General features: G+C 68.7%; 11 protein-coding genes. All 11 read left to right on the forward strand.

Features of this window, described 5'->3' with window-relative positions:
• The first annotated feature begins 44 nt into the window (after positions 1-44).
• The 11 genes from D9599_RS05355 to D9599_RS05405 all read left to right on the forward strand — a co-directional run bounded on the left by D9599_RS05355 (position 45) and on the right by D9599_RS05405 (position 13,314).
• The gene (locus tag D9599_RS05355) at positions 45-1,679 is read left to right on the forward strand and encodes an ABC transporter substrate-binding protein (RefSeq protein WP_198380204.1); all 1,635 of its coding nucleotides are present in this window, start codon (positions 45-47) and stop codon (positions 1,677-1,679) included.
• A 76-nt stretch (positions 1,680-1,755) separates the two neighbouring features.
• Positions 1,756-3,351 carry an ABC transporter substrate-binding protein gene (locus D9599_RS05360; protein ID WP_375373039.1) on the forward strand — a complete coding sequence of 532 codons (1,596 nt, stop codon included), beginning with the start codon at positions 1,756-1,758 and terminating at the stop codon, positions 3,349-3,351.
• 13 nt (positions 3,352-3,364) lie between these two features.
• On the forward strand, positions 3,365-4,951 hold the full coding sequence (locus D9599_RS05365) for an ABC transporter substrate-binding protein (protein ID WP_198380206.1): 1,587 nt from the start codon (positions 3,365-3,367) through the stop codon (positions 4,949-4,951).
• 123 nt (positions 4,952-5,074) lie between these two features.
• Positions 5,075-6,679, forward strand: coding sequence for an ABC transporter substrate-binding protein (locus D9599_RS05370; RefSeq protein ID WP_198380207.1), 1,605 nt, complete (start codon positions 5,075-5,077; stop codon positions 6,677-6,679).
• Between the two features lie 10 nt (positions 6,680-6,689).
• Positions 6,690-7,631 (forward strand): ABC transporter permease, encoded by a 942-nt coding sequence (locus D9599_RS05375; protein WP_198380208.1) that lies wholly within the window; start codon positions 6,690-6,692, stop codon positions 7,629-7,631.
• A gap of 89 nt (positions 7,632-7,720) precedes the next feature.
• Complete coding sequence (locus tag D9599_RS05380; RefSeq protein ID WP_375373040.1) at positions 7,721-8,584, forward strand: ABC transporter permease; 864 nt, start codon at positions 7,721-7,723, stop codon at positions 8,582-8,584.
• A gap of 3 nt (positions 8,585-8,587) precedes the next feature.
• On the forward strand, positions 8,588-9,586 hold the full coding sequence (locus tag D9599_RS05385; protein ID WP_198380209.1) for an ABC transporter ATP-binding protein: 999 nt from the start codon (positions 8,588-8,590) through the stop codon (positions 9,584-9,586).
• Positions 9,583-10,620 (forward strand): ABC transporter ATP-binding protein, encoded by a 1,038-nt coding sequence (locus D9599_RS05390; RefSeq protein ID WP_198380210.1) that lies wholly within the window; start codon positions 9,583-9,585, stop codon positions 10,618-10,620. Before D9599_RS05385 ends, D9599_RS05390 begins: the two co-directional genes overlap by 4 nt.
• Positions 10,621-10,716: 96 nt before the next feature.
• Positions 10,717-11,220, forward strand: coding sequence for a (2Fe-2S)-binding protein (locus D9599_RS05395; protein WP_043835905.1), 504 nt, complete (start codon positions 10,717-10,719; stop codon positions 11,218-11,220).
• Between the two features lie 5 nt (positions 11,221-11,225).
• On the forward strand, positions 11,226-12,017 hold the full coding sequence (locus D9599_RS05400) for a xanthine dehydrogenase family protein subunit M (protein ID WP_198380211.1): 792 nt from the start codon (positions 11,226-11,228) through the stop codon (positions 12,015-12,017).
• Positions 12,018-12,066: 49 nt separating this feature from the next.
• Positions 12,067-13,314 (forward strand): FAD-binding oxidoreductase, encoded by a 1,248-nt coding sequence (locus D9599_RS05405; RefSeq protein ID WP_309228547.1) that lies wholly within the window; start codon positions 12,067-12,069, stop codon positions 13,312-13,314.
• The last annotated feature ends 25 nt before the right edge of the window (positions 13,315-13,339 follow it).

Raw genomic sequence — 13,339 nt, forward strand, 5'->3', positions numbered from 1 at the left:
TGGGCTCCCCTCCCGCCAAACCCGCGAAAGGAACGACGCTGCAGATGGCAACGGATCGTCGCCAATTCATTGCCGGCACCGCCGGCCTGGCGCTGGGCGGAGCCCTCGGCGGCTCGCCTTCCGGCGCATCCCCCTTTGCCCTCTCCCGTCCCGCTTTGGCCCAAGCGGCGGGTTCGCGCGTGCTGCGTTTCATTCCGCAGTCCGACCTGACCGTGCTCGATCCGATCATCACTACGGCCTATGTCACGCGCCACCACGGCTACCTCGTCTGGGATACGCTCTACGGCTTTGACGAGGACTTCGAGCCGCAGCCGCAGATGGCCGAGGGCCACACGGTCGAGGACGAGGGCCGGCGGGTCACGATCCGTCTCCGGCCGGGCATGAAGTTCCACGATGGCGAACCGGTACGGGCGCGCGACTGCGTAGCCTCGATTCGCCGCTGGGCCGCGCGCGACGCTCTCGGCCAGGTGCTGCTCGCCCGCACCGACGCCATGGAGGCGCCGGACGATCGGACGATCCTGATCCGGTTGAAGCAGCCCTTCCCGCTGCTCTTCTCGGCGCTGGGCAAGCCGAGCACGCCCGTGTGCTTCATGATGCCGGAGCGCATCGCGCAGACCGATCCGAACACCGCCGTGCGCGAAATGATCGGGAGCGGCCCCTTCCGCTACGTGGCCAACGAGCGCGTTGCGGGCGCGAAGGTGGTCTATGAGCGGTTCGCCGACTACGTGCCGCGCGCCGAGGGCACGCCGAGCTGGACCGCCGGCCCCAAGCGCGTGAACCTCGACCGCGTGGAGTGGACGGTCATCCCCGACGCCTCCACGGCGGCCAACGCGCTGACCAACGGCGAGATGGACTGGTGGGAGCAACCGACGGCCGACCTCCAGCCCACCCTCCGCCGCAACCGCAACGTGGTGATGGAGATCCCAGACCCGACCGGGCTCTGCGCGCTGGCCCGCTTCAACCACCTGCACCCGCCTTTCGACAACCCGGCGATCCGCCGCGCCCTGCTCGGGGCGGTGGTGCAGGGCGACTATATGACGGCGGTAATCGGCACTGACCGCTCGCTCTGGAAGGACGGCATTGGCTTCTTCCCGCCGGGCACGCCCATGGCAAGCGACGCCGGGCTCGAGGCGCTGAGCACGCCGCGGGACTATGAGAAGGTGAAGCGCGATCTTGCCGCCGCCGGCTACAAGGGGGAGAAGGTGGTGCTGATCGCCGCCTCCGACTTCCCCTCGCTGAACGCGCTTGCGCAGGTCGGCAACGACATGCTCACCAAGTGTGGCATGAACGTCGAGTTCATCTCCACTGACTGGGGCAGCGTCGTGCAGCGCCGCGCCTCGCGCGAGGCGCCGGAGCGGGGCGGCTGGAGCATGTTCTTCACCTTCTTCGCCGGGCTCGACATCTTCAATCCCGGCGTCAGCCAGGCCCTGCGCGGCACCGGCCAGAGCGCCTGGTTCGGCTGGCCGACCATGCCGAAGATGGAGGATCTGCGGAACACCTGGCTCGATGCGCCCGACCTTGACGCGCAGAAGAAGGTGGCGCGCGAGGTGCAGGCGGAGGCGTTCCGCGAGGTGCCCTACCTGCCGCTCGGCCAGTACTTCCAGGCCACCGCCTATCGCCGCAACATCTCGGGCGTGCCGAAGGGCTTCCCGATGTTCTGGAGTGTCCAGAAGAGCTGAACGGGGTGGCGGGGCGCTTGCCTTGGCGTCCCCGCCCCTGCTGTCATGCGGCTCTCGGCATGAAAGGGCACGCATGATCAGTCGCCGCCACCTGTTGGAAGCCGGCACGGCCGCCCTGGCACCGAATGTCCTGGCGCCGGCCATGCCCGCGCTGGCGCAGCCGGCCAGCGCGCGTGTGCTGAAGATGGTGCCCCAGGCTAACCTCACGAGCCTGGACCCGATCTGGACCACGGCGAACATCACCCGCAACCACGGGTACATGGTCTACGACAATCTCTACGGCATGGATGCCGGGTTCCGGCCCCAGCCGCAGCTGGCCGAGGGCCACACGGTCGAGGATGACGGCCGCCGCGTCACCATTACCCTCCGCCAGGGCCCGCGCTTCCATGATGGCGAGCCGGTGCGGGCGGCGGATGCGGTCGCCAGCCTCAACCGCTGGATGAAGCGCTCTCCCTCCGGCCAGAAGCTCGCGGAATTCGTGGATGGGCTCTCCGCCCTCGATGACCGGCGGCTGGAATTCCGACTGAAGCGATCCTTCCCTTTCCTCTTCTCCGCCCTAGCCCAGGTCAGCAACAGCCCGGCCTTCATCATGCCGGAACGGATCGCCCGAACCGACGCCTTCCAGCAGATCCGCGAGACCGTCGGCAGTGGTCCCTTCCGCTTCAAGGCGGACGAGTTCAACTCGGGCAGCCTCGTGGTCTACGAGCGGAACCCCAGCTACAGCCCGACCCCCGTTGGCACCCCGAGCCTGACGGCGGGCCCGAAATCCGTCCATTTCGACCGGGTCGAGTGGCATATCATCACCGATGCCTCCACGGCCGCCGCCGCCCTGCAGAACGGCGAGATCGACTGGTTCGAGCAGCCGCCACCGGAACTCCAGACGCTCATCCGCCGCAACCGTTCCCTCGCGGTGGAGGCGATCGACCCGCTGCCGCTCACTGGCATCCTTCGCTTCAATCATCTGCACCCGCCCTTCAACGACAAGCGCATGCGTCAGGCGCTGCTGCCGGCAATCGACCAGGCGGACTTCATGCAGGCGATCGTCGGCACGGAGCCCGGCCTCTGGGAGCCGGCGGGCGTTTTCACGCCGGGCACGCCGCTGGCGAACGACGTCGGCATGGAGGCGCTGACCGGCCCGCGCAGCCTCGACCGGGCGAAGGCGCTGCTGCGGGAAGCCGGCTACACGAATCAGCCCATGCGGCTCGTCGGCCCCACGGACATCCTCGCCCCCGCCGCCATGACGCAGGTCTGCGCCGACCTCGTCCGCCGGCTCGGCTTCAACGCGGACATCGTGCTGACGGACTGGGGAACCACCGTGCAGCGCCGCACGAGCCGCGAGCCGCTGGAGAGGGGCGGGTGGAGCATGATCCTCACCTCCTTCTCCTCTTTCGACTTCGTGGACCCCTCCGCGCATTTCCCGCTGCGCGGGAACGGCACCAGCGCCTGGCCGGGCTGGCCGGACATGCCGCGGCTGGAGACATTGCGCGACGAGTGGTTCCTCGCGCCCGACGCCGAGGAGTCGAAGCGCATCGCGCGCGAGATGCAGCGGGTGGCCCTCGATGAGCTGCCCTACATCCCCGTGGGTTCCTACAAGTCGCTGACTGCAATCCGCCGCGACCTCAGGGACCGCGTGCCGGGCTTCGCGATCTTCTGGAACCTCAAGCGCGCCTGAGGAGGGCAGCCCGATGATCCGCCGCCGCGATACCCTCAAGGGAGTGGCGGCGGCCGCCGCGCTCCCGCTCGCCGGGCCCGCCCTCGCGCAAGGGCAGGGCGCGCGCACACTGCGCGTCGTGCCCCAGGCGAACCTCACCAGCCTGGACCCAGTTTGGACGACGGCCGTGGTTACGCGCAACCACGCCTATCTCGTCTATGACCAGATCACCGCGGTGGACGCGAACAACGTGCCGCGGCCGCAGATGGCGGAGGGCTGGGTCGTCGGGGATGACAATCGAGAATGGACCTTCACCCTCCGCCCCGGCCTTCGCTTCCACGACAACGAGGCCGTGCGCGCGGCGGATTGCGTGTCGAGCATCCGCCGCTGGATGGCGCGGGACACCTTCGGCCAGGCGCTCAACGCGCAGGTGGACGAGCTCTCGGCGTTGGACGACCGCCGTTTCCGCTTCCGGCTGAAGAAGCCCTTTCCCTTCCTCGCGCTGGCCATGGGCAAGAGCCAGAACCCCTGCTTCATCATGCCGGAGCGGATCGCGGCGACGGACCCTTTCCAGCAGATCCGCGATGCCACCGGCTCCGGGCCCTTCCGCTTCTTGGCTGGCGAGTGGAACCCCGGCCAGCGCGCCGTCTGGGCCAAGTTCGACGGCTACGTGCCGCGCCAGGAGGCGCCGGACGGGCTCGCGGGTGGGCGGGTGCCGCGGCTCGATCGCGTGGAGTGGACGGTCATCAGCGACCCCGCAACCGCGGCCTCCGCGATGGTGAATGGCGAGCAGGACTATTGGGAATACCCGCTGCACGACCTCCTGCCGCTGCTCCGGCGCTCGCGGGACCTCGTGATTGAGCAGCGGCTGCTGGAGGGCACCTATGGCGTGCTCCGCTTCAACCACCTGCACGCGCCCTTCAACAACCTGGCCGTGCGCCGCGCGGTGGCCATGGCCGTGAACCAGGAGGACTATCTCCGCGCCGTCGCAGGCGACGATCCGAGGGGCTGGGGCGTCTGCGAGGGGGTCTTCACCTGCGGCACCAGCCTCGCGAGCGAGGAGGGGAGCGCCATTCTGCGGACCCGCAACGTCGAGGCGGCGCGGGCCGCGCTGCGCGCCTCCGGCTATGCCGGCGAGAAGGTGGTGCTCATCACGCCCAGCGATTACCCGCAGATCAACGCCCTCTCGCTCGTCACCGCCGACCTGATGACGCGGATCGGGCTGAACGTGGAGGTCGTCTCGGCTGACTGGGGCACCGTCATTCAGCGCCGGGCCAGCCGGGAGCCGGTGGAGCGGGGTGGCTGGAGCGTGGTGCACACCACCTCCTCCGGCAGCGACCTTGGCGTGCCCACGATCCACCTCTTCCTGCGGGCGAACGGGCCGAATGCCTGGTTCGGCTGGCCGCAGGACGAGCGGATCGAGGAACTGCGCGCCGCCTGGCTAGACGCGGCGGACGAGGCCGAGAGCAAGCGCCTCGGCGCGGCCATGAACGCGCGGGCGATGGAGGTGCTCCCCTACGTCCCGCTGGGCTTCTACTGGCAGCCGAGCGTCTGGCGCCGCAATGTGACGGGTGCCTTCAAGGCTCCTGCCACCGTCTTCTGGAACATCGCCAAGGCATGAGCCTGGCATGGCCCGTGCATGGCCAAGGGGGATAAGGTGGCGCAACCCGCCGTTCTGCGGCAGGCTGCGCGACAAGGGGCTTTCTGGCACGGCGAAGGCCGGCCGCGGATAGGGATGTCGCTGATGGATCGTCGCCTGTTACTCAAGGCTGGGGCTGGGCTCGGCGCGCTGCTGCCAAGTGTTGCCGGCGTGTCGGCCCCGGCCCTCTCCCAGGGTACCAATGCCCGGACGCTGCGTTTCGTGCCGCAGGCGAATCTCGCAAATTTCGACCCCATCTGGGGTTCCCAATACGTCGTCCGCAATGCCGCCGCCCTCGTCTGGGACACCCTCTACGGCGTGGACGAGCAGATCCGGCCGCAGCGCCAGATGGTCGAAAGCGAGGAGGCCTCGTCCGATGGCCTCACCTGGACCTTCCGCCTCCGCTCTGGCCTGAAGTTCCACGATGGCGAGCCGGTGCTGGCGAAGGACGCGGTGGCCAGCCTCAAGCGCTGGGCCGTGCGCGACCCGATGGGCCAGATGATCCTGTCCATCCAGAACGAGTTGGTGGCGGTGGACGACCGGACCTTCCGCTGGTCCCTCAAGGCGCCCTATCCGAAGATGCTGCTGGCGCTGGCGAAGAACAACGCGCCCTGCTCCTTCGTCATGCCCGAGCGGATCGCGAAGACCGACCCCTTCCAGCAGATCGGTGAGTATGTGGGCTCCGGCCCCTACCGCTTCGTGCGGAACGAGTGGGTGCCGGGCGCGAAGGCAGTCTTCGAGCGCTTCGCCGACTACGTGCCGCGCGACGAGCCCGCCTCCTGGCTGGCGGGCGGCAAGCGCGCGCTGATCGACCGGATTGAGTGGGTGATCATGCCCGACCCGGCCACCGCCTCCGCCGCGCTGCAGAACGGAGAGGTGGACTGGTGGGAGAATCCCATCACAGACCTCGTGCCGACGCTCAAGCGCAATCGCAACATCGTCGTGGATATTGCGGACCCGCTGGGCAACGTCGGCTCCTTCCGCATGAACCACCTTCATCCGCCCTTCAACGACGTGCGCGCCCGCCGCGCCGTGCTGCAGGCGATGAGCCAGGAGGACTACATGCAGGCCCTGGTGGGGGAGGACCGGAACCTCTGGAAGACCTTGCCGAGCTTCTTCACCCCGGGCACCCCGATCTACAGCGAAGCCGGCGGCGAGATCCTCAAGGGCAAGCGCGACTACGACGCCGCCAAGCGGATGCTGGCGGAGGCCGGCTACAAGGGCGAGCCGATCACCATCGTCGTCGCCCAGGACCAGCCGATCACCAAGGCTTTCGGCGACGTTTCGGCAGACCTGTTGAAGAAGATGGGCATGAACGTCGATTTCGTCGCGACGGACTGGGGCACGGTCGGCTCCCGCCGCGCGCTCAAGACACCACCCTCCCAGGGCGGGTGGCACATCTTCCACACCTGGCACGCGGGGGCCGATTGCATCAATCCGGCCGCCTATACCGCCATCCGCGCGAATGGTGACGCAGCCTGGTTCGGCTGGCCGAAGAGCGACAGCGTGGAGGCCGCGCGAGACGCGTGGTTCGCCGCCCCCGACACCCCCGCCGAGAAGATCGCCATGGACCGCCTGAACAAGGAGGCGATGGACTTCGGCCTCTATGCGCCCACCGGCTTCTTCCTCTCTTACCAGGCCTGGAGGCGGAATGTGTCAGGCGTGGTAAAGGGGCCACTGCCTTTCTTCTGGGGCGTTTCCAAGAGCTGAAAGGGACCGGATGCTCGCCTACACGCTCCGCCGGATTGTCGCCACCATCCCCGTCATGGCGGTGGTGGCTCTCTTCGTGTTCAGTCTTCTCTATATCTCTCCGGGCGACCCAGCGGCGGTGATCGCAGGTGACCAGGCGACGCCGGCAGATGTCGAGCGCATCCGCGCGAGCCTGGGCCTGGACCGGCCCTATCTCGTGCGCTTCGCGGAATGGGCCTGGAACATCATGCGCGGTGACCTCGGCACCTCGATCTTCACCAACCTGCCGGTCAGCACGATGATCCAGCAGCGGATCGAGCCGACGCTCTCGCTCATGGTCATCACTCTCATCCTCGCGGTCTGCATCGCGGTGCCGATGGGCGTCATCGCGGCCTGGAAGAACGGCACCATCATTGACCGGCTGGTGATGGGCTTCGCCGTGCTCGGCTTCTCCGTGCCGGTTTTCGTCGTTGGCTATCTCCTTGCCTATGTCTTCGCCCTCGAACTCGACTGGCTGCCGGTGCAGGGCTATACGCCGCTTTCCCGCGGCGCCTGGCCCTGGTTCCAGAACCTCATCTTGCCGGCCATCGCGCTGGGCGGCGTCTACATCGCCCTCATTGCCCGCATCACGCGCGCGACCATGCTCGAGGTGCTGCAGCAGGATTATATCCGCACAGCCCGTGCCAAGGGGGTCGCGCAGCCGGGCATCCTCTTCCTGCACGCGCTCAAGAACGCGGCGGTGCCGATCGTGACCGTGATCGGCATCGGCGTCGCGCTGCTGATCGGCGGCGCTGTGGTGACGGAGAGTGTCTTCGCCATCCCTGGCCTCGGCCGGCTCACGGTGGACGCGATCCTCCGCCGCGACTACCCGGTGATCCAGGGCGTGATCCTGCTCTTCTCCTTCACCTATGTGCTGGTGAACCTGGTCATCGACCTTCTCTACACCCTGTTCGATCCGAGGATCCGCTATTGAGCACCTCCACGATCCCCCAGGGCATGATCCCTCAGGGCATGATCCCTCAGGGCGCCCTTCGGCCGGAGGACGTCGCGGCCGCGGCGCCGATGCCCGACATCCTGCCGCCGGTGAAGCAGCGTCGGGGTTTCCTCGGCTTCCTTCGCCGCAACCCGACCATCGCCATTGGCGGCGGCCTGATGCTGCTCATCCTGCTGATGGCGATCCTCGCCCCCCTGCTCTGGACGGTGGACCCCACGGCCCTCGCCCCCGCCCGTCGCACGCGCGAGCCTTCCGCGATGTACTGGTTCGGGACGGACATGCTCGGCCGGGACGTCTATTCCCGAGTGCTCTACGGCGCCCGCGTCTCGCTGATCGTCGGCTTCGCGGTCGCCTTCTTCTCCTCGGTGATCGGCCTCGCCATCGGTCTCGTCTCGGGCTTCGTCCGGTGGGCGGACGCGATCATCATGCGGATCATGGACGGGCTGATGTCCATTCCCTCCATCCTGCTGGCGATCGCCCTGATGGCGCTCACCCGCGGCAGCGTGGGCAACGTGATCCTCGCCATCACCATCGCCGAGGTGCCGCGCGTCTCCCGCCTCGTGCGCGGCGTGGTGCTCTCGCTCCGGGAACAGCCCTATGTGGACGCGGCGGTGGCCTCGGGCACCTCGACGCCCCGGATCATCATCCGCCACATCCTGCCGAATACCCTCGCGCCGCTGACTGTGCAGGCCACCTATATCTGCGCCAGCGCCATGATCGCGGAGAGCATCCTTTCCTTCATCGGCGCGGGCACGCCGCCCATCATCCCCTCTTGGGGGAACATCATGGCGGAGGGCAGGGCGCTCTGGCAGGTGAAGCCCTATATCGTCTTCTTTCCCGCAATCTTCCTCTCCCTCACCGTGCTCGCGGTGAACCTCCTCGGCGACGGGCTGCGCGACTGGCTCGATCCCCGCATGGCCAAGAAGGTCTGAGGCATGGCCGAGAAACCCCTCCTCGATGTCCGCAACCTCCAGACCCACTTCCGCACGCCCGATGGCGTGAACCGGGCGGTGGACGGCCTCTCCTTTCACGTCAATGCCGGTGAGACGGTCGCCATCGTGGGTGAGAGCGGCTGCGGCAAGTCAGTCACTGCCATGTCCATCCTGCGGCTCATTCCTGAGCCCCCCGGCAGGATAGCCGGCGAGATCCTTTTCCAGGGCAAGGACTTAGCGAAGCTCTCCGAGCCCCAGATGCGCGCCATCCGGGGCAACGAGGTCAGCATGATCTTCCAGGAGCCGATGACCTCTCTCAACCCGGTGCTGACGGTCGGCCGGCAGATCGGCGAGACGGTGCGCCTGCACCAGGGCCTCGGCCGCCAGCAGGCGGAGGCGAAAGCGGTGGAGATGCTGCGCCTCGTCGGCATCCCCGCGCCGGAGCGGCGGGTGAAGGAGTACCCCCATCAGCTCTCGGGCGGCATGCGCCAGCGCGTGATGATCGCCATGGCGCTGGCCTGCAACCCGCAGCTCCTTATCGCCGACGAGCCGACCACCGCGCTGGACGTGACGATCCAGGCGCAGATCCTCGACCTCATGCGCGACCTGAAGCACCGGGTCGGCGCGGCTATCGTCCTCATCACCCACGACCTCGGCGTAGTGGCGGAGGTCGCGGAGCGCGTGATCGTCATGTATGCCGGCCGCAAGGTGGAGGAGGCACCGGTCGGTGACCTCTTTGCCAACCCCAAGCACCCCTATACCCAGGGCCTGCTCGGCGCGGTGCCGAAGCTCGGCTCCTCACTGGACGGCACGACCGAGCGCCTGGCCGAGATCCCCGGCCTCGTGCCCAGCCTCAAGCAGCGGATCGACGGCTGCGTCTTCGCCGGCCGTTGCCCAAAGGTCACCGAGCTCTGCCGCGCCGTGGCCCCGGCGCTGGAGCCGAAGGCCCCTGCCCACACCGCCGCCTGCCACTACGCCGAGAAGGAACTCCTCGCGGCATGAGCGCCAGCCTTACCAACACCGCGCCGCTGCTGCGCGTCGATGACCTCAAGAAGCACTTCCCGCTTCGTGGTGGCCTGCTCGGGGGCGTCACGGGCCATGTGTATGCCGTGGACGGCGTCTCCTTCGACATCGCCAAGGGAGAGACGCTCTCGCTCGTGGGCGAATCCGGCTGCGGCAAGTCTACGGTTGGCAAGGCCGTGCTACGCCTGTTCGACATCACCTCGGGACAGGTGGTGCTCGATGGGCAGCGGGTGGACACGCTTCGCCAGTCGCAGCTCCGCCCTATGCGGCGCCGCGTGCAGGTGGTGTTTCAAGACCCCTTCTCCAGCCTGAACCCCCGAATGCGCGTGCGCGACATTCTGGCCGAGCCGATCCGTAATTTCGGCCTGGCGAAGGACAAGGCCGACCTCGACCGTCGCCTCGCGGCCCTGATGGACACGGTCCGCCTGCCGCGGGACGCGATTGGCCGCTGGCCGCACGAGTTCTCGGGCGGCCAGCGCCAGCGCATCGGCATCGCCCGCGCGCTGGCCGCGGAGCCCGACCTCATCATCTGCGACGAGGCGGTTTCAGCCCTCGACGTCTCGGTTAAGGCGCAGATCGTCAACCTCCTGCAGGACCTGCAGAAGGATCTTGGCCTCGCGCTGCTGTTCATCAGCCACGACCTCGCAATCGTCGAGCACATGACGCACCGGGTGGCGGTCATGTATCTCGGCAAGATCGTCGAGGTGGCGCCGCGCCGCTCGCTCTTCGCGGCGCCCAAGCACCCCTATACCCAGGCGCTGCTCTCGGCGGTGCCGGTGCCCCAGCCCGGAGCGGCGCGGACCCGCGTCATCCTCAAGGGAGATGTGCCCAGCCCGATCAACCCGCCCACGGGCTGCCGCTTTCACACGCGCTGCCCCTACGTCTTCGACCGCTGCCGGGTGGACGAGCCCCTGCTCAAGCCCACCAGCGCCGGCCATACCGCCGCCTGCCACCTGCACGACCTGCCGGAGGAGCAGAACCCCTTGGCACGCGACGTCTCGCCCCTTCATTAGCGGCGGAGAGAGGGCGGCTCGCTTGACGCATCCCGGGTGCCGGGCGACCCTCCAAGGGAATAGCGTCCCCCCTGGGGACCGGAGCGGGAGCCGAAGATGCCGAATGTCAGCCTGACGGTGAACGGCCAGCGCCACAGCGTCGAGGTGGAGGGCCGCACCCTCCTGGTCGAGTTGCTGCGGGAGAAGCTGCGCCTCACGGGAACCCATGTCGGCTGCGACACGAGCCAGTGCGGCGCCTGCGTGGTGCATGTGGACGGCGAGAGTGTGAAGTCCTGCACCATGCTGGCCGTGCAGGCCGAGGGAAGTTCTGTCACGACCATTGAGGGCCTGGCTGCGCCAGACGGCACGCTGCATCCGATGCAGGAGGCCTTCCGCGAGTACCATGCCCTGCAGTGCGGCTTCTGCACGCCGGGCATGGTCATGTCCGCCATCGACCTCGTGAAGAAGCACCCCGACGGGATGACCGAGCACGAGATCCGCGAGGGGCTTGAGGGCAACCTCTGCCGCTGCACGGGTTACCACAACATCGTCAAGGCGATCGCCGCGGCGCAGGAGGTCATTCACGGCCGCCGCGACGCGCTCGCCCCGGCCGAGGTCTGATCGCCATGTACGACTTCGCCTATCACAAGCCCACCACTGTCGCCGAGGCCGTGGGCCTGCTGGCTGACCCCGAGGCGCGCCCGATCTCGGGTGGCCAGACGCTGCTACCGGCGCTGAAGCACCGGCTCGACAAGCCCTCGGCCCTCATCGATCTCTCCGGCATCGCCGAGCTGCGCGGCATCCGGCGGGAGGGCGACCAGATCGTCATTGGCGCAATGACGCGGCACCAGGAGATCCAGAACGACCCGACGGTGAAGGCCGCGATCCCGGCGCTCGCCTGGATGGCTGGCCATCTTGGCGACACGCAGGTCCGCAACCGCGGCACCATCGGCGGCAGCCTCGCGAACAACGACCCGGCGGCCGACTATCCCTCGGCGGCGCTGGCCCTCGGCGCCACCTTTGTGACCGACCGCCGCCGCATCGCGGCCGATGATTACTTCCAGGGCATGTTCACCACGGCCCTCGAGCCGGGCGAGCTGCTGACGGCGGTCGAGTTCCCGATCCCCGAGAAGGCCGGCTACGCCAAGATGCGCAACCCGGCCTCCCGCTACGTCATGACCGGCGTCTTCGTCGCGCGCGGCCCGGCCGGTGTGCGCGTGGTGGTGAACGGCGCCGGCCCCGGCGTGTTCCGCCAGGCGGAGATGGAGGCGGCGCTCGCGGTCACCTGGTCGCCGGAGGCGGTCGCCAATATCCGCCAGTCTGCGGACGGGCTGAACGGTGATATCCACGGCAGCGCCGAGTATCGCGCTCATCTCGTCACCGTCATGGCGAAGCGCGCGATCGTCGATGCCGGCTGATCCGGCCGGGGCCGGATCGAGCAGCGGCCCCGGAGCGGGGAACCACCTGGTGGTCATCGGCGCCGGCATCGTCGGCGCCTGCACCGCCCTCTCGGCCCTAGACCGTGGGCTGCGCGTCACCATCCTTGACCCCGGTCCGCCCGGCGGGGAACAGGCCGCTTCCTACGGGAATGGCTGCTGGCTCTCGCATATGTCGGTCATCCCGCCGGCGACGCCGGGGCTCTGGCGGAAGGTGCCGGGCTTCCTGATGGACCCGCTGGGGCCGCTGGCTATCCGCTGGTCCTATCTACCGCGGGTCCTGCCCTGGCTCCTCGCCTATCTCCGCTCGGGCGCCACCGAGGCGCGGGTGCTGCGCACCGCCGAGGCGCTGCGGACCCTGCTCCGGGATGGGCCGGCCCTCCATCGCTCCTTGGCCGAGCGCGCTGGTGTGTCCGAGCTGATCCGGCGGGATGGCCTCATGTATGTCTATCCTTCCCGGGCCGAATACGAAGCCGAGGCGCTCGGCTGGCGCATCCGCCGCGCGGTCGGGCTGGACTGGAAGGAGATCGGGCCGGAGGAGATGCGTCAGCTCCAGCCTGAACTCGACCGCCGCTACGGCTTCGGCGCGCTGTTCGAGGAAGCCGGGCACTGCACCGATCCCGCCGCCTACGTGGCCGCCCTCGTGGCGCAGGCCGAGGCCGAGGGGGCGACGCTTCGGCGGGTGACTGCCACCGGCTTCCGGATCGAGCGCGGCCGCCTCTACGCCGTGACCACGGGGGAGGGGGAGATCGTCGCGGACCGAGCCGTCATCTGCGCCGGCGCCCGATCACGCGCGCTCGCTGCCCAGGCCGGCTCGCGCGTGCCGCTGGAGACGGAGCGGGGCTACCACGCCGTCGTGCGGGGGGCCGAGACCGGGCCGCGCATCCCCATCATGCCCTCGGACGGGAAGATGGCGATCACCGCCACCCGCGCCGGGCTCCGTGTCTCCGGGCAGGTAGAGATCGCGGGGTTGGAAGCGGCGCCGAACTGGGCGCGTGCCGGCATCCTGCGAGACCATTTGAAGCGGTGCTTCCCATCGCTTCCGGCCGACCTGCCCGAGGATCGCGTCTCCCTGTGGATGGGTCATCGCCCCTCGATGCCCGATGGTCTGCCCTGCCTCGGCCATGCACGCGCCACGCCGGATGTGATCCTCGCCTTCGGGCACGGCCATGTCGGGCTGGTCGGCGGACCACGGAGCGGGCAGGTGGCGGCGGCCCTGGCGGCGGGTGCCAAGCCCCCGATTGACATCGCGGCTTACGACCCTCGTCGATTCACCTAGCATTCCTTGCAGGACCGTGCGAGCA

Source organism: Roseomonas sp. KE2513, from assembly GCF_016107305.1.
Classification (GTDB): domain Bacteria; phylum Pseudomonadota; class Alphaproteobacteria; order Acetobacterales; family Acetobacteraceae; genus Roseomonas.